We start from the raw sequence: 22,930 nt of genomic DNA on the forward strand, positions 1-22,930 counted from the left end.
TGCGGAATGATACTATCAGACAGGCGCTTCCTCGGTCTCATGGGATGGGGATGCGCCTTGTTTTTACTACTCGTCGCAGGCTGGGTTGGCGTGTGTCTGGTCAACCGCCCGCCATACCTGATGCCCGATACGACCTCATTTGATACGGGCGACATCTTTTTCAGTGTGGGCGACTCGTGGGAATCGGTAGCCGTACGCGCGCTCTCGGGCACTTCGTCGTGGGAGGTTACCGACTCCACTCCCTCACATTGCGGGATAGTCGTCAGAGATGCCCGTGGCGTAAGGCTCGCCCATGCCTCGACGGCAGCGGGGAAGATAGTGGTCGAGACGCCCGAGGAGTATCTGCGCAACAATGGTTCCTACTGCATCTACGCCGTCAAGCCCCCATGCCCCATGAGTGCAGAGGGCATCAGGCAGACGGTAGACTCGCTCGTGGCACGCGGCGTGAAGTTCGATTTCGACTTCGACCACACCACCCCCGACGCCCTCTACTGCACAGAGATGGTCGTAACGGTCTTCGAAGCCAACTCCTGCCCCGTCTTCTCAAGCCTCCGCCAGCAGAGCTACATCTATCCCAACGACCTGCTGCTGCGGATAGGGAATTCGAGATAGGGCCCATTTGAGAGGACATCAGCAGCAGCAACTCTGAAGGAGTTGCGTTTCCTCAGCCCAGGGTTGAGGGGCGAAGCACCTCTACCCTGGGTTAGGACATAAAAAGAGATAGCAATGCTGTAAGTATTGCGATTAGCCGAAGGCGTTACCCCAACGCAAACCCATCACCACCTATATGTAGGGGAATTATCCAACTGAGTATAACGCCTACGGCTAAGCGCAACTCTTACAGAGTAGCAATATTAGTGGGGGCATTACCCAGGGTAGCGGGCCATGCCCGCAACCCTGGGCTATGTAATCGCAACTCTGTCAGAGTTGCCTGGGGTGCGTACCAGCCAACTGGAGCCCCATCCCACGCCTTCCCCAAGGGGAAGGAGCGCCACTCAAACGCCCTCAAACACAGCAAGTAGGGACTCCCGCCCCTTGGGGAGGGCTGGGGAGGGGCTTCGGGTTGCTGGGGAGGGGCCTCCCGCAACAACTCTTTTTGTTCCGGCGAACAGCCGGTTTTTTTTACCGCCAACGGCGGCTTTTTGATTTTGCTCCTTTTCAGCCTGCCAATGGGCAGGCGCGGCGGTGGGTGTTGGCAGATATCCGAGAGCGGGCTCTCGGGAATATCTGCCAACACACGCAGACGCATAGGGCGAAGCCCTGAAAAGGAGCAAAACTTTTTGTATTATTCTCGCGTCCTGCCATGATACCCTGGAAACTCCAATGCGCCTCTCCTCGCACCTCTTAATGAATGACAAGATTTTCACCGTTTACATGAGTTCCCGCCCCTTGGCTAATACTGCCTCGGGGCTTACATTGGCGGGCGCGGGGATGGCATTGGCGGGCTCGTATCATTTGATACGTGAGCTCGTGGCGGAAGTCACGTGGGCACGTTTCGTACGATACGTGGCCACGTGACTTCCGTCACGAGCCGCCATCTGTGGCTGCGGGGCGGCTGCCATGGGCTGCACAGACAAACGGAGTGACCATACCGCCCCTCTCTCTCACCACCATACCCGCCAATGTCACTACACGGAGTGAGGACAGCACCACCCTCGCCACCGCCCACCCCTGCACCGTCGCCGACAGCAGGGAAAGGGGCTGAAAAAAGCTCGCCGGACTTTGTGGGAAGTCCGGCGAGCTTTGCTCAATCCAAGATTAGCTGGCGAGCGAACTCCCACACCACTATGCCGGCGGTGACGCTCACGTTGAGCGAGTGCTTGGTGCCCAGCTGGGGTATCTCCAGACAGCCGTCGCTCATGTCTACTATCTGCTGCTGCACTCCCTTCACCTCGTTGCCGAAGACTACGGCGTAGCCGGGATGGCTGTGGGCGGCGAGGTCCAGCCGTTGGAGCTTGGTGGAGTGCTCTACCTGCTCTATACTATATATATAATATCCGCGCGCATGAAGGTCTGCCACGGCGTCTTCGGTACGGCTGAAGTAGCGCCAGTCTACACTCTCCTCGCCACCCAGTGCGGTCTTGTGTATCTCGTTGTTGGGCGGACAGGCGGTGATGCCGCAGAGGTAGACAGCCTCAACACGGAAGGCATCGCAACTGCGGAAGACGGAACCCACATTGTAAAGAGAGCGGACATTGTCGAGGACCACCACAACGGGCAGTTTGTCGGCCTGTTTGAACTCCTGGACCGTGAGGCGGTCCATCTCTATGGTGCGTAGTTTTCTCATTGTCTTGCTGTTAGTGCTGTAAATGGATGGTCATGTTGACATTGTCGATGGTCACGCTGCTCCACTGGCGCATGAAGTCGATGCCCAGACGGCCGTAGCCCTGGGTAAGACGGTTGTGGGGCGAGAGCGCCGTCACCGCCACACGGTGAAGGGTGAAGGGGGTGTCGCCGATGCTGAGGGCGACGGCTGGCATGCGGAAGACGCTGTTGTAGCTGATGCCCCCGACGCCCATGGTCGCCGCCAGCTCCCACTTGCCCTCGCGCGCCACGTCGGCGGCGAACGCCTTGTAGTAGGCGTTGTCGAGCGAACTGGTCGCGGCGCCGGTGTCTAAAGCCATAGCCATGCGCAGGCTGTCGCGGGTGACGGCGACATAAGGCACCTTGTTGAAGAAGAGGTTGGGGGCTGCGCCAGAGCGATGGCTCTGATGCGTGAGGTGTATCTGCTGTGAGGCAAAGTCTATGGTGTAGCTGCCAAAGAGTTGCAGCAGCGGCTGACCTATGATGAGCGAAATCTGCTGTGCGGTACGGCGGGCGCGCTCGTTGCCGGCAGTCATGTCGAGCACGGCAAAGACCACATTGCGCACGGTGAGCGAGCCGATGGTGAGCACGTCGGCCACAGCCATCTTGCCGCCCATGAGTCGCGTGCCGCTCACCTGGATGTCAGCGTCGATGATGCGCAGCCGATAGCGGCGCGCCAGCTCGGGGGTGATGACATTGTAGGCTGCGCCGGTATCGAATATCAGCCCCGCCTTGCGCCCGTTGACGCTGCCGCCGACCACCATGAGCTGCTGGGCGGTGTCGCCGAGCTCGGTATAGGTGAAGGGCAACGTGTGGCTGGCGGTGTCGGTCTCGTTGACACGCAGTGCAGAGAGCGCAGAGTAGAGCCGCTCCTTGCCGCGCATCTGGGCTACGGTGGCGCTGTCTGCCTTGCCTTCCATCTGGTCTGCCAGACTCCTGACGGTGGCTGCTGCACGTGCATTGTCGCCCATGCGGCTGTAGTTGTCGGCGAGCAAGAGCAGCATCGAACAGGCGTTGGTGCCACCCATCTGCTGCTGATAGCCGCGCACCAGGGTGAGGATGTCGTCGCAGGCCTGCTGCGGACGGTTGAACATCTGGTTGACCATGGTGCGGGCAAACTGGCGGATGAAAGGCGACATCTGCGCGCTGTCGGCGGCATAGACATCATGCAGGTCGAACCACCGGCTCTCGCCTATACAGGCTGCGGCACGCTCGTCGGCGCTCTGCGCCCAAGCCGAGAGGCTGCACACGATGCCGACGACGATGGCTGTCAGTCGGTGTGTCATCCTTCCTTGGTCTTGTAGGCCAGTGCGTAAGCCTTAATCTGCTTGACCATAGCCAGCAGACCATTGCTGCGCGTGGGCGACAGGTGTTCGCGCAGACCGATGCGGTCTATAAAGTAGAGGTCGGTATCAAGAATTTCCTGAGGGGTATGGCCGCTGAGCACCTGCACCAGAAGAGCGATGATACCCTTGACGATAAGGGCGTCGCTATCGGCAGAGAGATAGAGGCGGCCATCGCGGTAGTCGCACTGCACCCATACACGGCTCTGGCATCCGTCTATCAGGTTCTGGGGGGTCTTATACTGTTCGTCGAGCGCATCCAGTTCGTTGCCCATATCGATGAGCAGCTGGTAGCGGTCCATCCAGTCGTCCATATCGACAAACTCGTCGATGATGGCATCTTGTTGTTGGTTGATGGTCATGTCTTATTTTATTTCCTTGATTTCGTTTACGGTGACGAGCTTGAACAGCTTGTCGTTGGGGCGCACCTTGCCGCTCACGGGGATAGACACGCGCCATCCCTGCTGGGCAGTATCTACCGGGTGGAGGTCGTAGCGTATCTCTGTAGCGTCGAGATACATCACACCAGTGGTGGGACCGGTGATGAGCAGACGGTCGCCACGGTCGAAGGTGGTCGCCTCGACAGCCACTTCGGCCACGCTGAGCTTGGAGAAATACTTCATCACCTTGCCCACGAGCACCTTCTTCTCGGTAGCAGCCGAACCGTAGTGCTTATTCCACTCTCCCAGAGTCTGTCCCTGGTAGTATCCGTCCCAGAAGCCACGGTTGAAGACGGTGGCGAGACGCTCGTCCCAGCCATCCTTGCGCTCCTCGGTGAAGGTGCCGTCTATCACGCTGCCGATGGCCTCGCGGTAGCAGCTCACCACGGTGTAGACATACTCTGGGCCACGGGCTCGGCCCTCAATCTTGAACACTCTCACTCCGCTCTCCATCATGCGGTCGATGAAGCGTATGGTCTTGAGGTCCTTGGGGCTCATGATGTACTTGTTGTCTATCTCGAGCTGGTTGCCGGTCTCGTTGTCGGTGACTGTATACGAACGGCGGCATATCTGTACACACTCGCCACGGTTGGCAGAGCGGTTGGCGTTGTGCAGACTCATGTAGCACTTGCCGCTGACAGCCATGCAGAGGGCGCCGTGGCAGAACATCTCGATGCGTATGAGCTCGCCCTTGGGTCCGCAGATGTGCTGCTCTTCTATCTGGCGATAGATGGCTACCACCTGGTCCATATTGAGTTCGCGGGCAAGCACCACGACATCGGCAAACTGGGCATAGAAACGCAGCGCCTCGATGTTGGAGATATTGAGCTGGGTGGAGAGATGCACCTCTACGCCGATGCGGTTGCAATAGGTCATCACCGCCACATCTGAGGCTATCACCGCCGAGATGTGGGCTTCCTTGGCGGCGTCGACTATCTCGTGCATCGTGTCTATATCGCCGTCGTAGATGATGGTATTGACGGTAAGATAGGTCTTGATGCCATGGCTGTTGCACGTAGATGCGATGTCGCGCAGGTCATCTATGGTGAAATGATTGGCAGAGTGGGACCGCATGTTCAACTGTCCTATGCCGAAATACACCGAGTTGGCTCCGGCTTGTATGGCTGCGACCAAACTTTCACGCGAGCCGACAGGTGCCATAATCTCAAAATCAGATAATTTTGCATTCATGGTTGCAAAGTTACTGAAAGTCGAGGGCAGAACAAAATAAGTTCACTTATTTTTTATGCAGAGACACTCCGTTACTTGACAAAAACTGCTGAAAGTCGTGGAGTTGGCTCTTTTTGGCCTCCGAGACGATGATATAACCGCCAAAGTGGCTGGTAAACATCCGGGGGGCGCTCCCACCGCATCAGAACCTGATGTAGAGGCGGGCGGAGAGCACCAGGTGGTCGCCCTCATCATTGGTGATATACTGCAGGGCGGGCTGCACATCGATGTGATGGTCAATGTGTCGGCGCCAAGTGGCCTCGACCGAATACTCGCGGCCCTGATGGAATCGGGCATACTGCGCAGAAAGTCCGCAGGCGCTGCTGCTGTCGGTGTAGACACATCCCACCTCGCCGTAACGGTAGCAACCGCTGGACTTACAGGTGTTGGCAGAGAGCTGGACCATGCAGGAGACATCGCCACCACCCTCACGCCACAGCGACTGTTCGCCATAAGCCCACCAGGCACAGCTCACCCCGCTGCGCGAACCGTCGGCATCGGCCATAGTGCCCTCGTCGTCGACGGGAAAGCGGCGGGTGTGGACGGCAGCACCCACATAATAGCGGCCGCCGCGCCAGGCATACTCCAGTTGGGAAATATTGAAGACGCCATCGTGGGCAGGACTGAGGCGGAAAGGGTTGTCGTGACGGTTCCAGCCATTGTGGCCCACGCCATTGTACACGCTGTTGCGAAACAACCACCCCGCTCTGCCCACATCCATATACAGCGTGAGGCCAGAGAAGGGATAGTTGGCTATAGGATAGCTCGCCGCGATGGTGGGGAAGAGGCCGCACGAGCTGTTGGTGAAGAGCGATGTAAGGGGAGAGGTGAAGAAGTCTTCGTTGACATTGCGCACGCCGACGAAGAGGCTCGCATTGCGCCACGCGTGCCTGTAGCCCAGCACGGCGATGGCTGCGGCGAGATTGGAGGTCTCGATATTGGAGAAGGTCTGCCAGTCGCCGACGATGGGGTCATGGGTCTTGAACGCATGGATGGTGGCAGCCTCGATCGAACCGGCTCCGTGGGCCAGCGGCATGCTGAAATCGAGTCTGAGGAGGTTGACCCAGTTGGCAGAGCCCCTCACGGCGTACTGCCCCTCGGTGGTAAAACAGCCGCCAAAGCTCTGGGGCTGCACGCCGACGCAGTATGCGACGGCAAGGATAAGGGTCATGATAGTCTTGTTCATCATTGTCATGTCTTAGGTTGTGGCGACGCCCGGCAGAGACTCTCTGCGACCGTCATCGCCGTGGCGGCGGTGCATGATGCGGCACCCTCGGCCCACTTTTCTGCTCCCGCCGTGCTGCTGTTGTGGCTCTCTGGCCACAGCCTACACCTCTATCTTATACACATTGGTCTCCTTGCTGCCGAAGCCCATGTGGCGGTAGAGCCTGTTGGCAGCCACGCGCGAGGGGCGCGAGGTGAGCATCACCGTGCAGGGCGACACCCTCCGCGCCTGGTCTATGGCACTCTCCACCAGGCGTGTGGCTATGCCGCGGCCACGCCATCGGGCATCGACTACCACATCCTCTATCCAGGCACGGCGGCCCGTGGGGATGGTGTAGATACACACCGACGCCATACCCACGATGCGCTCTCCGGCGCGAGCCACCAGCAGATGGCAGTGGGGCAAGGCAAGCATCTCGGAGATACGGGCAGAGTCGGCCGAAGCCTCATCGGTGAGTTGGGCCAGAAGCCGCGAGATGTCGGCTTCGGCATCGGGAGTAAGCTCGACGAGCCTACCCACCACGGGGGATATGTCGCTACTTGTGGTCATTGGCTTTGATTTTCATTGTTCTGAGCACAGCCTTCTGCCCGGCAGTGATACGGTAGCTCTCACAGGCTTTCTGGATGGTCTTGTTGTGTACCCAGACGCCGAGCCTGCGCTGCTGCAGATAGGGGATGGCGGCATCCCACTGCTTGGCAAGCGCCGTGGCAAAAAACCATGCCTCCATCATCCTCACGTAATACTCGTCACTCTCCACGGCGGCGGCGGTGTCGAGCACCGATGGGCTGAAACGGCTGTCGAGGAAGTGGGTCATCAGCATCGCCAGCCCGAAGCGGCAGGTGTAGACATGTGGTGAGCGGCTCCACTCCACGGCCTTGTCCATCAGCCTCGCGGGATGACGGCCGAAGACCTTGGGCGACATGATGTCGCACACCGCCCAGTTGTCTACATAGGGCAGAAACTCTTCGACCCTCGCCACACACTCGTCCATGTCCTTCAACTGCGACAGAAGCAGCGCATGCAGCATGTTCTCGTCATAATAGCGATGGGGCAGCAGGCTGAGGAAGCGGCTGCAGTCGGCCTCGCGGGCAAAGTCCTTGGCAAAGGCGCGCAGCAAGGGCACCCGTATGCCGATGATGCTGTCGGGAGCAACACCGGGCACCAGCCGCGCCTGAAACTCGGCATACTGCCGGTCGCGCAGGGCAAGGAGGCGGGGATATAATGGCGTCATAATCACTGTTTGGTGTACAAATGTACAACAAAAAATCAATTCTGATAGAATGGTGACCCGAAAAACGCACACCGCCACCACATTTTTTGTGCCGGCACGTACAGACGGGCTGGCGGAGGGTAGGTTGGCGGAGAGGGCGACTATGGCTATGGGCAGCGTATCCGGCACCAAATGCAGAGAGACGACCATGGCAGTCATTGCGTGGTGGGAAATAGTGGATGCGTGGCTGGATAGCATGATTTCAGAGCCCGATTTTTACATTTCACAGTTTGCAACCAGTCTATAGGTGATGACTGACAGGATATCGGCAGCAGAGGACAGGATGGGAGGCAACCGCCTGGAAACGAGGATGACGGCCACGGGCGCCGGCGGCGGCGGGCGGGGCTCTGAAGGGGGCTCGGTGGCGGCGGCTGGTGCCTTCAGCCGTAGCCGATGCAAGGTCGGGGTGGGCGCAACGGACGCTCCCGCCGCCTCGGAAAGCCAAAAATATGTGTGATTTATAGACTCTTATGCGCCAAGTGTCGATATTTATTTGTACTTTTGCACCATTATTAATAATGTAATTACTATATTTATCCACATCATGAAGATAGAGAACCGCATAAACGAGTCGGTAAAGGCTGCCATCAATGCCCTTTACGGACAGGACGTACACGAGACGATGATACAGTTGCAGAAAACCAAGGCCAACTTTGAGGGGCACCTCACACTGGTGGTCTTTCCCTTTCTGAAGCTGTCGAAGAAGAAGCCCGAAGACACTGCGCAGGAGATAGGCGAATATCTGGTTGCCCACTGTGACGACGTGGCGCGTTTCAACGTGGTAAAGGGTTTCCTCAACCTGGTGGTAGCCCCCAAGGCTTGGGTGGCTCTGCTCAATGATATCAATGGCGACGAGCGCTTCGGCGAAAAGCCCGTGACCGAGAAGTCGCCTCTGGTGATGATAGAGTACTCTTCGCCCAATACCAACAAGCCTCTCCACCTGGGCCATGTGCGCAATAACCTGCTGGGATGGTCACTGGCACAGATTATGGAAGCCAACGGCAACCGCGTGGTGAAGACCAATATCGTAAACGACCGCGGTATACACATCTGCAAGAGCATGCTGGCATGGCTCAAGTGGGGCAACGGCGAGACTCCGGAGACCAGCGGCAAGAAGGGCGACCATCTGATAGGCGACTACTACGTGGCCTTCGACAAGCACTACCGCGAGGAGGTGGCCCAACTCAAGGCACAGTATCTGGCAGAGGGCATGGACGACGAGGCAGCCACCGAGAAGGCCAAGGCCGAAGCTCCCCTCATCAAGGAAGCCCACGAGATGCTCGTGAAGTGGGAACAGGGCGACGCCGAGGTGCGCAGCCTGTGGAAGAAGATGAACGACTGGGTCTATGCCGGTTTCGACGAGACCTACAAGGCACTGGGCGTGGGCTTCGACAAGATATACTACGAGTCCAACACTTATCTCGTGGGCAAGAAGAAGGTGGAGGAAGGTCTGGCCAAGGGCCTCTTCTTCCGCAAGGACGACGGCAGCGTGTGGGCCGACCTCACCCAGGACGGCCTGGACCAGAAGCTGCTGCTCCGCTCCGACGGCACCAGCGTCTACATGACCCAGGACATCGGTACAGCCGAAATGCGCTTCAATGACTTCCCCATCGACAAGATGATCTACGTGGTGGGCAACGAGCAGAACTATCACTTCCAGGTGCTCTCGCTGCTGCTCGACCGCCTGGGCTTCAAGTGGGGCAAGGACCTCGTACACTTCTCTTACGGCATGGTAGAGCTGCCCAACGGCAAGATGAAGAGCCGCGAGGGAACGGTGGTCGACGCCGACGACCTGGTGGCCGAGATGATTAAGGACGCACGCCAGACCAGCGACGAGCTGGGCAAGTTTAAGGACATGACCGAAGAGGAGCGCCAGGAGATAGCCCGCATCGTGGGCATGGGCGCGCTCAAGTACTTCATCCTCAAAGTCGACGCCCGCAAGAACATGCTCTTCAACCCAGAAGAGAGTATTGACTTCAACGGCAATACCGGCCCCTTCATCCAGTACACCTATGCCCGTATACGCAGCATCATGCGCCGCGCCCAGGCCGAGGGCATCGCGCTGCCCGCAGCCCTCGACGCCGACACTGAGCTCAACGCCAAGGAGATAGAGCTGGTGCAGAAGATGAACGACTTCGGTGTGGCTGTCGCCGACGCCGGCAACAACTACAACCCCGCAGGTATAGCCAACTACTGTTATGAGCTGACCAAGGAGTTCAACCAGTTCTACCACGACTACAGCATCCTCAATGCCGATACCGCCGAGCAGAAGAGCGCCCGTCTGGTGCTCGCTGCCAACGTGGCCAAGATACTCAAGAACGGTATGGCGCTGCTGGGCATCGAGGTGCCCGAGCGCATGTAAACAGATATCACCGCCAGCTATGACCGCAGTAACCAACCCACCCGACTGGCGCCACGACACGGTGCTGCCACTTCCTGCCGAAGTGGTGGCCAACGCGTGGGCGGTAGACGCCGCCTGCTCGGGCAACCCCGGACCCATGGAGTACCAGGCCATCGACCTCGCCACAGGCGCCCAGGTGTTCCACTTCGGCCCCATGCACGGCACCAACAACATCGGAGAGTTTCTCGCCATCGTACACGCCCTGGCGCTGATGGAGCAGCGGGGCATCCGCGACAGGGTAATCTACAGCGACTCCTACAACGCCATACTCTGGGTGCGCAAGAAGCAGTGCAAGACCAAGCTCGAGCGCAACGCGCAGACCGAGGGGCTCTACCGCATCATCCAGCGTGCCGAGAACTGGCTCCGCACCCACGCCGTAAGCGTGCCCATCATGCAGTGGGAGACCCGCAAGTGGGGCGACATTCCTGCCGATTTCGGCCGTAAGTAATACAATAACATCAATCACATACACAATCATGGACACTATAAAGAAAGACTTCGCTTCCAAACTCTTGGAGATTAAAGCCATCAAGTTGCAGCCACAGAACCCGTTCACATGGGCATCGGGATGGAAATCACCCTTCTACTGTGACAACCGCAAGACACTGTCGTTTACCGACGTGCGCAGCTATGTAAAACTCGAGCTGGCCCACGCCATCCTCGCCCATTTCCCCCAGGCCACAGCCGTGGCTGGCGTGGCCACAGGAGCCATCGCCCAGGGCGCCATGGTAGCCGACGAGCTCAATATGCCTTTCTGCTACGTGCGCTCCAAGGCCAAGGACCACGGCATGGGCAACCTCATTGAGGGCGAACTGCCCGTAGGTGCCAAGGTGGTGGTCGTAGAAGACCTCATCTCTACCGGAGGCAGCTCGCTCAAGGCAGTAGAAGTACTGCGACAGGCTGGATTTGAGGTAGTAGGCATGGTAGCCTCATACACCTATGGCTTCGCCGTAGCCGAGGAAGCCTTCGCCCAGGCTGGTGTCAAGCTCATCACCCTCACCGACTACGAGCACGTGGTGGAGCGTGCCCTCGAGACAGGATACATCCAGGACAGCGACGTAGAGCTGCTGCACCGCTGGCGCAAAGACCCCGCCCACTATCAGGTATAGCCGCCCATAATCACATCAAGACCTATGAGCAGCAAATTTGAAAGCAGCATACGCGAGATACCTTATGCCCAGCAGAAGGTATACGACGCCCTGAGCGACCTGTCCAACCTCGAGCGCATACGCGACCGCATCCCCCAAGACAAGCTCGAAGACTTCTCCTTCGACGCCGACCACATAGCCGTCAAGGCGCCTATGGTGGGCGAGATAAGACTGCACATCATCGAGCGCGAAGAGCCCAAGACCATCAAGTTTGAGACCGAGCAGAGCCCTGTGCCCTTCACCTTCTGGATACAGCTGCTGCCCGTGACAGACACCACGTGCAAGATGAAGCTCACCATCAAGGCCGAGCTCAACCCCTTTATCAAGGGAATGGTACAGAAGCCGCTGCAGGAAGGCATCGAGAAGATAGCCGACGCGCTGCAGGCAATCAGATATGAATAAGTGACCGCAATGAACAAACTCTGGGAAAAGGATTTTGAAGTAAACAAGGAGATAGAGCGCTTCACCGTGGGCCGCGACCGCGAGCTCGACCTCTATCTCGCCAAGTACGACGTGCTGGGCTCGATGGCCCACATCGCCATGTTGGAGTCGATAGGTCTGCTCGCCCACGACGAGCTCGTGGCGCTTACCGCCGAACTCAAGCACATCTACCACGTGGCCGACAAGGGCCGGTTTGTCATCGAAGACGGCGTCGAGGACGTACACTCGCAGGTGGAGCTGATGCTCACCCGCAAGCTCGGCGACATGGGCAAGAAGATACACTCGGGCCGCTCGCGCAACGACCAGGTGCTGGTAGACCTCAAGCTCTTCACCCGCCACCAGCTGATGGACGTGGTGGAGCTTACCCACAGCCTCTTCGACGAGCTGATACAGAAGAGCAACCAGTATCGCCACGTGCTGATGCCGGGCTATACCCATCTGCAGATAGCCATGCCGTCGAGCTTCGGTCTGTGGTTTGGAGCCTACGCCGAGTCGCTGGCCGACGACATGCTGTATCTGCAAGCCGCCTATCGCATGACTAACCGCAACCCATTGGGTTCGGCAGCGGGCTATGGCTCTTCATTCCCCCTGGACCGCTCGATGACCACGCGGCTGCTGGGTTTTGACTCGATGGACTACAACGTGGTCTATGCCCAGATGGGCCGAGGCAAGATGGAGCGCAACGTGGCCTTCGCCCTCGCCACAGTGGCGGGCACGGTGGCCAAGATGGCGTTCGACGCATGTATGTTCAACTGCCAGAACTTCAACTTCGTGAAACTCCCCAAGGAGTGTACCACAGGCTCGAGCATCATGCCGCACAAGAAGAATCCGGATGTGTTTGAGCTAATCCGTGCCAAGTGCAACAAGCTGCAGAGCCTGCCGCAGCAGATCATGATGATTATGAACAATCTGCCTGTGGGCTACTTCCGCGACCTGCAGATTATCAAGGAGGTGTTTATCCCCGCGTTCGACGAACTCAAAGACTGTCTGCAGATGGCCGCCTATATCATCAACCGCATGGAGGTCAACGAGCATATACTCGACAACGCCATGTACGACCCCATGTTCTCGGTCGAGGAGGTCAACCGGCTGGCAGCCCAAGGCATGCCCTTCCGCGACGCCTACAAGAAGGTGGGACTGGAGATCGAGGCGGGCACTTTCAGCGCCGACCGCAACATACACCACACCCACGAGGGCTCGATGGGCAATCTCTGCAACGACCGGATAACCCAACTCATGGAAGATACGCTCAGCGGCTTCCACTTCGAGCGTGTCGCCGAAGCCGAACGATTACTCCTGGAAGGATGAAGCATATACATTATTATATAATAGCAATCGTGATGACGGTTGTCCTTGTGGCCTGTGGCGACGAGGGCAACCGTTTTAGCAGCTACCACTGCAATCTGACCATCGACAACAGCAAGCACCTCAACGCCGTGCTCGCCTCGGCGATGGACGCCAACAACGCCGGCACGTTCTGCATCATCGGCTTCACCCTCAAGGGCGGCGCCAAGCACTACACGTTCAAGAACAGCCAGGGTCTCACCAGTACCAGCATCTTCAACGCCATCGACGACAGGATGAAGATGCAGGAGCACATAGGCATGAACGGCCGCCTCATCGTGGGATACAGCAATATGGAATACCCACCCGTCTTCTACGCCTACGACGGTGAGTGCCCCAACTGCTTTGACCTCAACGCGCTGCCCATGCGTTCCTACCCGCTCAGCATAGACAGCAAGGGCACAGCCACCTGCGCCCACTGCCACCGCCAGTACCGCCTCAACCAGGGAGGCTTTGTGGCCAACAACACCGGCAACCACCTCACCGAATACCGCGCCGACCCTCCCCAGCCCCACGGCGTGCTCCGCGTCTACTGACGGCACCTCTGGGCGAAAGCCATCTATTTTGCCCAAAGTGTCAAAGAAAGTGGGAGAAATGTTTGATTATCCACCCACAAAAGCGTACCTTTGCGAAGTTAATGCACTTATTATGATGACACTTTCTCACATAACTGCTGCCGAAGCGGCGGCGATGATTAAGGACGGCGACAATCTCGCCCTGTCCGGATTTACCCCCAATGGCAACCCCAAGGCCATCTTCCGCGAACTGTCGCAGCGCGCCATCCGTGAGCACGAGGCCGGCAACCCCTTTGCCATAGGCATCTTCACCGGAGCCTCGTCGTGCCAGAGCGTGGAGGGCGACATGGCCAACGCCCATGCCATCAAGTTCAGGGCACCCTTCTCTACCAATGCCGACTTCCGCAACCACGTCAACCTCGAGGAGATTGACTACGAAGACATGCACCTGGGCCACATGGCAGAGCGCATGCGCCACGGCTTCTACGGCGGGATGGACTGGGCAGTCATCGAAGTGTCTCACTATGAAATCGTGGGCAACACCTGCCGCGCCTACCTCACCTCGGCAGGCGGCATCGTGACCACCGCCGCGAGATTAGCCAAGCGCGTGATACTCGAGCACAACACCTTCCACAACCCCAACTCACGTTTCCTCCACGACACCTACGAGCCAGCCGACTGCGGATTCGGGCGGAAGCCCATCCCCGTGCTCGCGCCTTACGACCGCGTGGGCCACGACTATGTGGCCATCGACGTCGACAAGATAGTGGGTGTCATAGACAGCTGTATACCCGAAGAGGCACGCGCCTTCAAGGACGTCGACGAGTTTACCTCAAAGATGGGTCACTATGTGGCCGAATTTCTGGTCGACGACATGAAGCACGGCCGCATACCGCCACAGTTCCTGCCCATACAGAGCGGCGTGGGAGCCACCGGCAACGCCGTGCTGGCAGCCCTCGGTGCCAACGAGCACATACCACGCTTCAATGTCTACTCCGAAGTGGTACAGGACGCCGCCATCAAGTGGATGCTCGAAGGCAAAATCATCGACGCCTCGGCCACAGCCATGACCGTCACCAACGAGTGTCTGCACACGGTCTACGACAATATGGACTACTTCTCCAAGCACCTCACCATACGCCAGAGCGAGGTGGCCAACAGCCCCGAAGTCATCAGGCGACTGGGCGTGATAGCCCTCAACACCGCCATCGAGTGCGACCTCTACGGCAACGAGAACTCCAGCCACATCTGCGGTTCCAAACTCATGAACGGCATAGGCGGAAGCTGCGACTACGAGCGCAACGGATACATAAGCGTATTCACCACACCATCGATAGCCAAGGGAGGCAGGATAAGTGCCATCGTGCCGATGTGCACCCACGTAGACTCGACCGAACACGACGTAGACGTCATCGTGACCGAACAGGGCGTGGCCGACCTGCGCGGCAAGGGACCCCGCCGCCGCGCCGAGGAAATCATCAACCACTGCGCCCACCCCGACTACCGCCCGCTGCTGCGCGAGTATCTGCGCATAGCCGACAAGGGCCACGAGCCACAGTCGATGACCGCCGCCTTCGCCATGCACGACACGCTGAGGAAGAAGGGCGACATGAGACTTACCGACTTCAGCGAATATCTCAAGTAGACTCCATTGGACAAGATAACCCAAGAGAAACAGACAGTAGAGCTCATGGTAAGGCTCTACTGTCTGCATTATGAAGGCCACGAGCAGCTCTGCCCCCGCTGCCGTGCGCTGATAGACTATGCCCACCAGCGCCTCGACCATTGTCCGTCTGGCAATGGCAAAGGCTCGTGCCGCCGCTGCCCCATCCACTGCTACCGCCCCGATATGCGTAGCCTCATGCGACAAGTGATGCGCTATTCGGGCCCGCGCATGCTGCTGCGCCACCCCTGGGCCACGCTGCGCCACTGGCTGTCGTGACTTCCGCCTCGGGCACCACTCTTCCCGCTGTCAGCACCACTCTTCCCGCCTCGGGCATCATTCTACCCACCGCCAGCACCACTCTTCCCGCTACTGGGGCAAGCCCATAGCGCTTCGCCGCCACCACAGTCGCTGCGCTGCCCACGGCCTTGGCCGACTCGTATCATAAGTCACGAGCCCGCGTATCTTATGTCACGTGCCCACGTATCGTATGGCACGAGGACTCGTATCTTCCGTCACGAGCCGACGGCGATGCTCAGCGCCCCCCCCCCCGCCATTGCCGCTGCCGTCGCGACGCCCTTTCTGCCAAGCCTCGATGCTCAGCGCAGCTGGCTTCCTACCCCCGCCCGCCACAGCGCCACACAGGAGCTCCACATATATTATAAATAAACCTTAATATATACCTGTCTCTTTTAAACAACTCCCCGCCCCCTTTGCATATATCAATTATTTGGCTTATCTTTGCACCGTTTCTAAATGCGGCAATAGCTCAGTTGGTAGAGCACGACCTTGCCAAGGTCGGGGTCGCGAGTTCGAGTCTCGTTTGCCGCTCTTTTACGGATATACATGTAGCCGCAATGGTGGAATTGGTAGACACGAGGGACTTAAAATCCCTTGGCCAGTAATGGCTGTGCGGGTTCGAGTCCCGCTCGCGGCACCTCTATAATTATTTATTTCTAAAACATTATGCGTAAAACTCTTTTATTTTCGTTAACCGCAGGCTCATTCCTCATGATGACATCTTGCTCTAAGATGGGACCCCTGTCTGCAGACAATTTCACAGTTACTCCCAAACCTCTCGAGACTCAGGCCGGCGTGGTATCAGCCACTGTCAACGGCGCATTCCCCGAGAAGTATATGAAGAAGAAGGCCGTGGTAACAGTCACCCCCGAGCTGCGCTTTGGCGACGGCAAGGTGGTCAAGGGCGAAGCCGCCACATTCCAGGGCGAAAAGGTAATGGGCAACGACCAGGTTATCTCTTACCGCATGGGTGGTCACTACACCATGAAGACTGCTTTTGCATACAACCCAGAGATGCAGAAGAGCGATATGTATCTGACATTCGACGCCCGTCGTGGCAAGAAGGTATACAATGTTCCCGCCGTTAAGGTCAACTATGGCATCATCGCCACTTCAGAGCTCTATCGTCAGGCCCTCACCAATGGCGGTGGCTGTCTGGCTCTCGACTCTTTCCAGCGCGTTAAAGCCAAGAAGCAGGAAGCCAACATCAAGTTCCTCATCAACCAGGCCAATCTGCGCAAGAGCGAGCTCAAGAACAACTCTGTAGGCGAGTTTGTCAAGCTGCTCAAGGAAATCAACAAGGACCGTGAAGGCCTGAACCTCCAGAACGTGGAAATCCAGGCTTACGCTTCTCCCGAGGGTGGTTTCAAGTTCAACGACAAGCTGGCCAACAAGCGCCAGAACGTATCAGAGAAGTACGTACGCAAGGAGATGAAGTCTGCCGGTGTTGAGGGCAACCTCGACGCTCACTACACAGCCCAGGACTGGGAAGGCTTCCAGCAGCTGGTACAGGCCAGCAACATCCAGGACAAGGATGTTATCCTGCGCGTGCTGTCTATGTATAAGGACCCCCAGGAGCGCGAGCAGCAGATTCGCAACATGAGCGAGGGCTTCCGCGAGCTGGCTGACGCCATCCTGCCCGAGCTGCGTCGTTCACGCCTCATCATCCACTACGAGACCATCGGCCGCAACGACGAGCAGATTAAGGCTCAGTACAACGAGGACGCTGCCAAGCTGTCTGCCGACGAGCTGCTCTACTACGCTACTCTCGAGGAAGATGCTGCCAAGAAGGAAGAAATCTATGCCAAGACTGCTCAGCTCTACACCAACGACTATCGTCCGCTGAACAACCAGGCTGTCATGGCATTCAACAGAGGCGACGAGGCCAAGGCCAAGGAACTGCTGGCACAGGCTATCACCAAGAGCAACAACGCTGCCGAGGCTAACGCCACACTGGGTCTGATTGCCCTCAAGAACGGCAACGTGGCAGAGGCTGAGAACCTCATCGCCAAGGCTGCCGACGCCAACGCTCTCAACGAGGCTCTGGGCAATCTGAGCATCGCCAAGGGCAACTACGCTCAGGCTGAGGAGTACTTCAAGGACTCTTACAACAACAGCGCCGCTCTGGCTCAGCTGCTCAACAAGAACTATGCTGCTGCCAAGGCTACTCTGAACAATATCAAGAACCCCAACGGTCTTACCTCTTATCTGCACGCCATCGTCAGCGCTCGTCAGGGCAACAAGTATGCTGCCAACTCCTACCTGAAGGAGGCTCTGCAGAAGGACCCAAGTCTGAAGGCTTATGCCGAGAATGACCTGGAGTTTACCAATATGAAATGATAAACAGAACAACACTCTTTATACTGCTCACCTTAGTCCTTGCAGGGTGTGGCTCGGCTGGAGACCGATTCAAAATCGAAGGCCGACTACTCAACATGGACCAAGGTGAGTTTTACGTTTATAGCCCCGAGGGCGGCATCAACGGCATCGACACCATCCGTCTGCAAGGCGGACGCATGAGCTACGAAGTGATGTGCACTGCTCCCACCACGCTGGTAATGGTTTTCCCCAACTTCTCCGAACAGCCCATCTTTGCCGAGCCCGGCAAGAGCGTCAAGATAGAAGGCGACGCCTCGCATCTGAAAGAGATGAAGGTCAAAGGCACCAAGACCAACGAGCTGATGAACGACTTCAGAGAGCAGATAGCCACCGCCAACCCGCCACAGGTGTTGGAACGCGCTGAGCAGTTCATAGGCGACCACCCCGAATCGGTGGTAAGCAACTATCTGCTGCGCCGCTACTTCATCTCCGGCGCCACGCCCGACTATGCCAAGGCGCTGCAGCTGTGTCGCACCATGCGCAAGGCTCAGCCCAAGAACGCGCTGCTGGCACACTATGAGCAGCAGCTCAAGCAGCTGTCGCGCGTGACGGTGGGCAAACGCCTGCCACGCTTCTCTACAGTCGATGTCGACAACAAGAAGATAGACAACGCTACCCTCGGCAAGGGGCTGGCCGTAATCATGGCCTATGCCACCTGGAGCTACGATGCCCAACGCATGCTGCAAGACATGCGCACGCTCGCCAAGAGCAGCAAGGGCAAACTGAAGATTATAGGATTCTGCGTCGACCCCAACCGCAACCAATGCAGGGCCATCGCCAAGCGCGACTCGATACCCTGGCCCGTGATATGCGACGGCAAGATGCTCGAAAGCCCTACTCTACACTCGCTCTCTCTCTTTGATATCCCCGACAACATACTGGTCAACAATGGCGTGGTGATAGCAAAGGGACTGACCAACGACGAACTCAAACAGCGCATCGAGCGAATGCTCTGATGCGCCGTTTTTTTATAACATCCACACTGTCATCTACCGCTTAAATCAATAACACTATTATGCTGGTCAAAACCTATTGTGCTGCCGTCAACGGCATGGAAGTCACCACTATCACCGTAGAAGTCAACGTAACGCGAGGTGTGATGTATCATCTCACCGGACTGGGCGACTCGGCGGTGAAGGAGGGCAAAGACCGTATCGCCGCCGCACTGCAGAACAACGGCTACAAGTTTCCGATAGCCGACCTCACCATCAACCTCGCTCCCGCCGACCTGCGCAAGGAGGGCAGCAGTTTCGACCTGCCTCTGGCTATCGGCATACTGGCTGCCAGCGGAGGCATAGAGAGCCACTGCCTGGACCAGTATATGATGGTAGGCGAGCTGAGTCTCGACGGCCATCTGCAGCCCATCAAGGGCGCCCTGCCCATAGCCATCCGCGCCCGTGCCGAGAAGTTCAAAGGCCTCATCGTGCCACGGCAGAACGTGATGGAGGCAGCCGTGGTCAACAACCTCGAGGTCTATGGTATGGACACCATCATGGACGTCATCCAGCTCGTCACCGGGCTGAAGGACTTTGACCCCACCGTCATCGACACACGCAAGAAATTCTATGAAAGCCAGTACCAGTTTGACATCGACTTTGCCGATGTGCGCGGACAGGAGAACGTGAAGCGCGCTCTCGAAGTGGCAGCGGCAGGCTCTCACAACGTGATACTCATCGGGCCTCCCGGCTCGGGCAAGTCTATGATGGCCAAGCGTTTCCCTACCATCATGCCGCCACTCACGCTGGCAGAGAGTCTGGAGACCACGCAGATACACTCCATCGCCGGCAAGCTGGGCGGCAACACGTCGCTCATCACCCAGCGCCCCTTCCGCAGTCCGCACCACACCATCTCCGAGGTGGCACTCGTGGGCGGCGGCTCCAACCCCATGCCCGGCGAGATAAGCCTGGCCCACAATGGTGTGCTCTTTGCCGACGAGTTGCCCGAGTTCAACAAGCACACCCTCGAGGTGCTGCGCCAGCCGCTCGAGGACAACCGCATCACCATCAGCCGTGCCAAATACAGCATCGAATATCCCTGCAATTTCCAGTTTATCGCCTCGATGAACCCCTGTCCCTGCGGATATTACGGCGACCCCACTCACCACTGTGTCTGCAGCCCAGGGCAGATAACCAAGTATCTCGGCCGCATCAGCGGTCCGCTGCTCGACCGCATCGACATCCAGTGCGAGATTACGCCCGTACCCTTCAAGGACATCTCCAAGGTGGAGCCGGGCGAACCCAGCGCCGTCATCCGCGAACGCGTCATCAAGGCCCGCGACATCCAGACCGCTCGCTACAAGGACTTCAAGGGCATCCACTGCAATGCCCAAATGACCGAGCGCATGATACACCAGTTTGCCGAGCCCGATGAAGCCTCCATCGCACTCCTGCGCACCGCCATGGAGCGTCTCTCCCTCTCCGCCCGCGCCTACAACCGCATCCTCAAAGTAGCCCGCACCATCGCCGACCTCGATGGCTCCGAACGTGTAGAGGTACAGCACATCAGCGAAGCCATCGGATACCGCAACCTGGACCGTGGCGATTGGGCTGAGAGAGGACTGTAAACTGACAATAACAAGTTTGAGAGTCCACTATAAGAAAAGAACTAATTGAGAAATATCACCATTCAATGACAACAGTTTCAGAATTGTTGTATCGTGAAATTGATAACACCTAATAATGTATAAGATGGAAAAAAAACTTATCTTCTCATGGGCAGAAAATGCAGATGGAAAAATTGTGCATGTTGACGAGGTGCCAAGAGGCCTCCAGTGTGGTTGCAGTTGTCCTCATTGTCATGAAAGGCTAATGGCTCGGCATGGTGATGTTAGAGAACATGGATTCGCTCATCATAGTGATAACCGTGGAGCAAACCTTGAGATTTGTTACATGGTCACCTTGTATAAATTAGCAGAGCAGATTGTTCAAACAAAGAAGAGAATTTATGCTCCTTCTTATTATGATATCTTCCATCCCAAACATATAGAATTTGTTAGTGTCAAGATTGATAGTAGTTACGAAAGGGAGGATAAACAACCTGATGTAATAGCAACGACATCGGAAGGTAAGCAATTCATGATAGAGTTTACATTTAAAGATAAAGTTAAGCACAAACAAGTTATTGATTATAATAATCTTACATGTCTCGAAATTAATTTGTCTAACCAAACCCTTGAGTCTTTAGAAGATTTTCTTCTTACAACAGAAGACGATAGAAAATGGATAAATAATGAGACTTACTTTAACAGTATTGAAGAGAGATATGCCAAGGCAAACAAGAAAGTTAGAGTAGTTGAAGTATCAGAATGTGATATTTGCCCAATAAGTAATAACTGCTGTGGCGTTAGGAAGAAAGATGCTTCGTCTCCACTTACTCTAAAGAACAATGATAGACAATATCGAATTTGCAAACCTGATGAGAAAGAACTGCGAATAAAAAATGAAGAGGAAGATGAAAGGCAAGCTACATTAATACGTAGGCGCAAAGAAGAACAAAAACAAAAAGAATACTTGAGAAGACAGCAAACCAAATGTGAACAACGGCAACATATATTAGACGAACAAGAAAGTTCACAAGATTCTTCTGAAAGGAGTTGTTTCGATTGTACCACTAATCTCTCATGGCTTAATAGAAATGATGGAATTGCTCATTGTGGAGCCTTTAAGAGTATGGGAGTTCCTCAAAACACCCCACCATCATACGCACAAACATGCAAGAATTTCAAAAGAAAAGCAAAGTAATTATTATGATTTAATCGAATTATATAAATTAGTGGGCGAGGCTATTTGTTACCGTAGTCTTGACCGTGGCGACGGGGCAGAGAATAAAAATAGTATTGTCTCTATGATATTCTCTACAAAACATAAAAGGATTTCATGACCACAATGAGAACGATAAAAATATTGTTGCTGCTTGTACTGACAACCTCACAATCAGCATTGGCATATAACCTGAAGATAGATACAGTGGTAGTAACTAACGACAGCTGCAGAACGCTTCAATTGATAGCTACAATTGATAACACTGACAATGAGGTTTTGTGGATATGGCTTGACAACAATGACTATGGGCGTGACCATAGAAAGGCCATTAGACGATATTTGATGAAGCGCAGAGGAGACTTCTCTATTTTTGACATCGGTGCCGACCCCAATATGATAGGGGATTGGTGGCATCCTTCTGCGCCGAAATACTGCTTTGTCAAATACTTGGAACCTGGCAAAACCTTCACAATTATTTTCTATAATGAGAAGACATTGATGCCTGAACGCTGGAATAGCAAAAACATCATCAATGACATTAAGATTTTCAGTAATCGGCAAATCAACGAATACTGCCCAGGATTAGAGCAGCCATATAGTATTAAACGTATTTCATATCCACATAATGCTATTGCATTTCCAATAAATGCTGATAAATTATCCGATACAATATCAAAGTAGCATAAAATATGCGGTCTGCATTTTCTTAGACCGCATAGACATACAGTGCGAGATAAGCCCCGTGCCGTTCAAAGACATATCAAAGGCGGCGCCAGGCGAGGCGAGTGCCACCATACGCCAGCGCGTCATCAAGGCACGCGACATACAGGCGGAGCGATATCGCACACACAAAGGCATACACTGCAACGCGCAGATGACGGAGCGCATGATTCACCAATACGCCGAACCCGACAACACCGGGATGGACCTCCTACGCATGGCGATGGAGCGCTTCTCACTGTCTGCACGCGCCTACAGTCGCATACTGAAGGTGGCGCGCACCATCGCCGACCTTGACGCCAGCGACAGCGTGCAGCAACACCACCTCGCCGAGGCTATAGGCTACCGCAACCTCGACCGTGGCGATTGGGCGGAGAGGTAGTCAGCTGAACCTTAAGGACCTCACGAACGTGCGTCCCCCCAGTCCGTCCGAAAACATTAGTTTG

22 protein-coding genes, 2 tRNA genes and 1 pseudogene are annotated in these 22,930 nt (G+C 56.3%); 18 read left to right on the forward strand and 7 right to left on the reverse strand.

The window, feature by feature from the left end; translation table 11 throughout:
- Positions 1 to 6 precede the first annotated feature (6 nt).
- Together CIK95_RS02650 and CIK95_RS13545 are read left to right on the forward strand one after the other, a co-directional pair.
- The gene (locus CIK95_RS02650) at positions 7 to 612 is read left to right on the forward strand and encodes a YiiX/YebB-like N1pC/P60 family cysteine hydrolase (protein ID WP_094388993.1); all 606 of its coding nucleotides are present in this window, start codon (positions 7 to 9) and stop codon (positions 610 to 612) included.
- A 970-nt stretch (positions 613 to 1,582) separates the two neighbouring features.
- Entirely contained in the window at positions 1,583 to 1,705 is a 123-nt protein-coding gene (locus CIK95_RS13545) for a hypothetical protein (RefSeq protein WP_256387367.1), read from the forward strand.
- Positions 1,706 to 1,747: 42 nt separating this feature from the next.
- Here CIK95_RS13545 and CIK95_RS02660 read toward each other — a convergent pair whose 3' ends face one another.
- The 7 genes from CIK95_RS02660 to CIK95_RS02690 all read right to left on the reverse strand — a co-directional run bounded on the left by CIK95_RS02660 (position 1,748) and on the right by CIK95_RS02690 (position 7,773).
- Positions 1,748 to 2,287, reverse strand: a complete 540-nt coding sequence (locus CIK95_RS02660) for an RNA methyltransferase (protein ID WP_094388991.1) — start codon at positions 2,285 to 2,287, stop codon at positions 1,748 to 1,750.
- Positions 2,288 to 2,297: 10 nt separating this feature from the next.
- A complete protein-coding gene (locus CIK95_RS02665; protein ID WP_094388990.1) occupies positions 2,298 to 3,590 on the reverse strand; it encodes a retropepsin-like aspartic protease in 1,293 nt (430 codons plus the stop codon).
- Positions 3,587 to 4,009 carry a SufE family protein gene (locus tag CIK95_RS02670; protein ID WP_022309881.1) on the reverse strand — a complete coding sequence of 141 codons (423 nt, stop codon included), beginning with the start codon at positions 4,007 to 4,009 and terminating at the stop codon, positions 3,587 to 3,589. The genes CIK95_RS02665 and CIK95_RS02670 overlap by 4 nt, the downstream gene beginning before the upstream one ends.
- Positions 4,010 to 4,012: 3 nt before the next feature.
- On the reverse strand, positions 4,013 to 5,278 hold the full coding sequence (locus CIK95_RS02675; RefSeq protein WP_094386804.1) for a peptidase U32 family protein: 1,266 nt from the start codon (positions 5,276 to 5,278) through the stop codon (positions 4,013 to 4,015).
- A gap of 181 nt (positions 5,279 to 5,459) precedes the next feature.
- Complete coding sequence (locus CIK95_RS02680; protein WP_254046399.1) at positions 5,460 to 6,506, reverse strand: carbohydrate porin; 1,047 nt, start codon at positions 6,504 to 6,506, stop codon at positions 5,460 to 5,462.
- 138 nt (positions 6,507 to 6,644) lie between these two features.
- Complete coding sequence (locus tag CIK95_RS02685; RefSeq protein WP_094386805.1) at positions 6,645 to 7,091, reverse strand: GNAT family N-acetyltransferase; 447 nt, start codon at positions 7,089 to 7,091, stop codon at positions 6,645 to 6,647.
- On the reverse strand, positions 7,078 to 7,773 hold the full coding sequence (locus CIK95_RS02690) for a DNA alkylation repair protein (RefSeq protein ID WP_094388988.1): 696 nt from the start codon (positions 7,771 to 7,773) through the stop codon (positions 7,078 to 7,080). Before CIK95_RS02690 ends, CIK95_RS02685 begins: the two co-directional genes overlap by 14 nt.
- Positions 7,774 to 8,356: 583 nt before the next feature.
- Between CIK95_RS02690 and argS the strand changes: the two genes are divergently transcribed.
- The 16 genes and pseudogenes from argS to CIK95_RS02780 form a co-directional block, all read left to right on the forward strand.
- Positions 8,357 to 10,174 (forward strand): arginine--tRNA ligase, encoded by a 1,818-nt coding sequence (gene argS, locus CIK95_RS02705; RefSeq protein ID WP_094466184.1) that lies wholly within the window; start codon positions 8,357 to 8,359, stop codon positions 10,172 to 10,174.
- Between the two features lie 19 nt (positions 10,175 to 10,193).
- A complete protein-coding gene (locus CIK95_RS02710) occupies positions 10,194 to 10,661 on the forward strand; it encodes an RNase H family protein (protein ID WP_094466185.1) in 468 nt (155 codons plus the stop codon).
- A 28-nt stretch (positions 10,662 to 10,689) separates the two neighbouring features.
- Positions 10,690 to 11,322 (forward strand): orotate phosphoribosyltransferase, encoded by a 633-nt coding sequence (gene pyrE, locus CIK95_RS02715; protein WP_094466186.1) that lies wholly within the window; start codon positions 10,690 to 10,692, stop codon positions 11,320 to 11,322.
- Between the two features lie 24 nt (positions 11,323 to 11,346).
- Positions 11,347 to 11,763, forward strand: a complete 417-nt coding sequence (locus CIK95_RS02720) for an SRPBCC family protein (protein ID WP_094386810.1) — start codon at positions 11,347 to 11,349, stop codon at positions 11,761 to 11,763.
- Between the two features lie 9 nt (positions 11,764 to 11,772).
- On the forward strand, positions 11,773 to 13,110 hold the full coding sequence (argH, locus tag CIK95_RS02725; RefSeq protein ID WP_094466187.1) for an argininosuccinate lyase: 1,338 nt from the start codon (positions 11,773 to 11,775) through the stop codon (positions 13,108 to 13,110).
- Complete coding sequence (locus tag CIK95_RS02730; RefSeq protein ID WP_094466188.1) at positions 13,107 to 13,682, forward strand: hypothetical protein; 576 nt, start codon at positions 13,107 to 13,109, stop codon at positions 13,680 to 13,682. The genes argH and CIK95_RS02730 overlap by 4 nt, the downstream gene beginning before the upstream one ends.
- A gap of 115 nt (positions 13,683 to 13,797) precedes the next feature.
- Positions 13,798 to 15,306 carry an acetyl-CoA hydrolase/transferase C-terminal domain-containing protein gene (locus CIK95_RS02735; protein WP_094466273.1) on the forward strand — a complete coding sequence of 503 codons (1,509 nt, stop codon included), beginning with the start codon at positions 13,798 to 13,800 and terminating at the stop codon, positions 15,304 to 15,306.
- A gap of 6 nt (positions 15,307 to 15,312) precedes the next feature.
- Positions 15,313 to 15,603 (forward strand): nitrous oxide-stimulated promoter family protein, encoded by a 291-nt coding sequence (locus CIK95_RS02740; RefSeq protein WP_094421771.1) that lies wholly within the window; start codon positions 15,313 to 15,315, stop codon positions 15,601 to 15,603.
- 479 nt (positions 15,604 to 16,082) lie between these two features.
- A tRNA-Gly gene (locus tag CIK95_RS02745) sits at positions 16,083 to 16,155 on the forward strand.
- Positions 16,156 to 16,175: 20 nt separating this feature from the next.
- Positions 16,176 to 16,261: transfer RNA gene (locus CIK95_RS02750), tRNA-Leu, on the forward strand.
- A gap of 29 nt (positions 16,262 to 16,290) precedes the next feature.
- Positions 16,291 to 17,964 carry a lipopolysaccharide assembly protein LapB gene (locus CIK95_RS02755; RefSeq protein WP_094466189.1) on the forward strand — a complete coding sequence of 558 codons (1,674 nt, stop codon included), beginning with the start codon at positions 16,291 to 16,293 and terminating at the stop codon, positions 17,962 to 17,964.
- Complete coding sequence (locus CIK95_RS02760) at positions 17,961 to 18,959, forward strand: DUF4369 domain-containing protein (RefSeq protein ID WP_254046400.1); 999 nt, start codon at positions 17,961 to 17,963, stop codon at positions 18,957 to 18,959. The genes CIK95_RS02755 and CIK95_RS02760 overlap by 4 nt, the downstream gene beginning before the upstream one ends.
- 59 nt (positions 18,960 to 19,018) lie before the next feature.
- The gene (locus CIK95_RS02765; RefSeq protein WP_094466190.1) at positions 19,019 to 20,566 is read left to right on the forward strand and encodes a YifB family Mg chelatase-like AAA ATPase; all 1,548 of its coding nucleotides are present in this window, start codon (positions 19,019 to 19,021) and stop codon (positions 20,564 to 20,566) included.
- A gap of 124 nt (positions 20,567 to 20,690) precedes the next feature.
- Positions 20,691 to 21,743: a hypothetical protein gene (locus tag CIK95_RS02770; protein WP_094466274.1), complete on the forward strand. Its 1,053-nt coding sequence runs from the start codon at positions 20,691 to 20,693 to the stop codon at positions 21,741 to 21,743.
- Between the two features lie 144 nt (positions 21,744 to 21,887).
- Complete coding sequence (locus CIK95_RS02775; protein WP_144007696.1) at positions 21,888 to 22,445, forward strand: hypothetical protein; 558 nt, start codon at positions 21,888 to 21,890, stop codon at positions 22,443 to 22,445.
- Positions 22,446 to 22,470: 25 nt separating this feature from the next.
- A pseudogene (locus CIK95_RS02780) lies at positions 22,471 to 22,866 on the forward strand (magnesium chelatase); the annotation flags it as partial.
- Between the last annotated feature and the right edge of the window lie 64 nt (positions 22,867 to 22,930).

This window comes from Prevotella sp. P5-108, assembly GCF_002251385.1.
In the GTDB taxonomy this organism is placed as follows: Bacteria; Bacteroidota; Bacteroidia; order Bacteroidales; family Bacteroidaceae; genus Prevotella.

What these genes read in the sequence shown, in the direction of transcription:
- CIK95_RS02770 (WP_094466274.1), top strand. Translation starts at nt 20,691, where the DNA reads ATGGAAAAAAAACTTATCTTCTCATGGGCAGAAAATGCAGATGGAAAA.
- argS (WP_094466184.1), top strand. Translation starts at nt 8,357, where the DNA reads ATGAAGATAGAGAACCGCATAAACGAGTCGGTAAAGGCTGCCATCAAT.
- pyrE (WP_094466186.1), top strand. Translation starts at nt 10,690, where the DNA reads ATGGACACTATAAAGAAAGACTTCGCTTCCAAACTCTTGGAGATTAAA.
- CIK95_RS02710 (WP_094466185.1), top strand. Translation starts at nt 10,194, where the DNA reads ATGACCGCAGTAACCAACCCACCCGACTGGCGCCACGACACGGTGCTG.
- CIK95_RS02650 (WP_094388993.1), top strand. Translation starts at nt 7, where the DNA reads ATGATACTATCAGACAGGCGCTTCCTCGGTCTCATGGGATGGGGATGC.
- argH (WP_094466187.1), top strand. Translation starts at nt 11,773, where the DNA reads ATGAACAAACTCTGGGAAAAGGATTTTGAAGTAAACAAGGAGATAGAG.
- CIK95_RS02680 (WP_254046399.1), bottom strand. Translation starts at nt 6,506, where the DNA reads ATGATGAACAAGACTATCATGACCCTTATCCTTGCCGTCGCATACTGC.
- CIK95_RS02660 (WP_094388991.1), bottom strand. Translation starts at nt 2,287, where the DNA reads ATGAGAAAACTACGCACCATAGAGATGGACCGCCTCACGGTCCAGGAG.
- CIK95_RS02690 (WP_094388988.1), bottom strand. Translation starts at nt 7,773, where the DNA reads ATGACGCCATTATATCCCCGCCTCCTTGCCCTGCGCGACCGGCAGTAT.
- CIK95_RS02765 (WP_094466190.1), top strand. Translation starts at nt 19,019, where the DNA reads ATGCTGGTCAAAACCTATTGTGCTGCCGTCAACGGCATGGAAGTCACC.
- CIK95_RS02735 (WP_094466273.1), top strand. Translation starts at nt 13,798, where the DNA reads ATGACACTTTCTCACATAACTGCTGCCGAAGCGGCGGCGATGATTAAG.
- CIK95_RS02730 (WP_094466188.1), top strand. Translation starts at nt 13,107, where the DNA reads ATGAAGCATATACATTATTATATAATAGCAATCGTGATGACGGTTGTC.
- CIK95_RS02720 (WP_094386810.1), top strand. Translation starts at nt 11,347, where the DNA reads ATGAGCAGCAAATTTGAAAGCAGCATACGCGAGATACCTTATGCCCAG.
- CIK95_RS02670 (WP_022309881.1), bottom strand. Translation starts at nt 4,009, where the DNA reads ATGACCATCAACCAACAACAAGATGCCATCATCGACGAGTTTGTCGAT.
- CIK95_RS02685 (WP_094386805.1), bottom strand. Translation starts at nt 7,091, where the DNA reads ATGACCACAAGTAGCGACATATCCCCCGTGGTGGGTAGGCTCGTCGAG.
- CIK95_RS02775 (WP_144007696.1), top strand. Translation starts at nt 21,888, where the DNA reads ATGAGAACGATAAAAATATTGTTGCTGCTTGTACTGACAACCTCACAA.
- CIK95_RS02760 (WP_254046400.1), top strand. Translation starts at nt 17,961, where the DNA reads ATGATAAACAGAACAACACTCTTTATACTGCTCACCTTAGTCCTTGCA.
- CIK95_RS02675 (WP_094386804.1), bottom strand. Translation starts at nt 5,278, where the DNA reads ATGAATGCAAAATTATCTGATTTTGAGATTATGGCACCTGTCGGCTCG.
- CIK95_RS02665 (WP_094388990.1), bottom strand. Translation starts at nt 3,590, where the DNA reads ATGACACACCGACTGACAGCCATCGTCGTCGGCATCGTGTGCAGCCTC.
- CIK95_RS02755 (WP_094466189.1), top strand. Translation starts at nt 16,291, where the DNA reads ATGCGTAAAACTCTTTTATTTTCGTTAACCGCAGGCTCATTCCTCATG.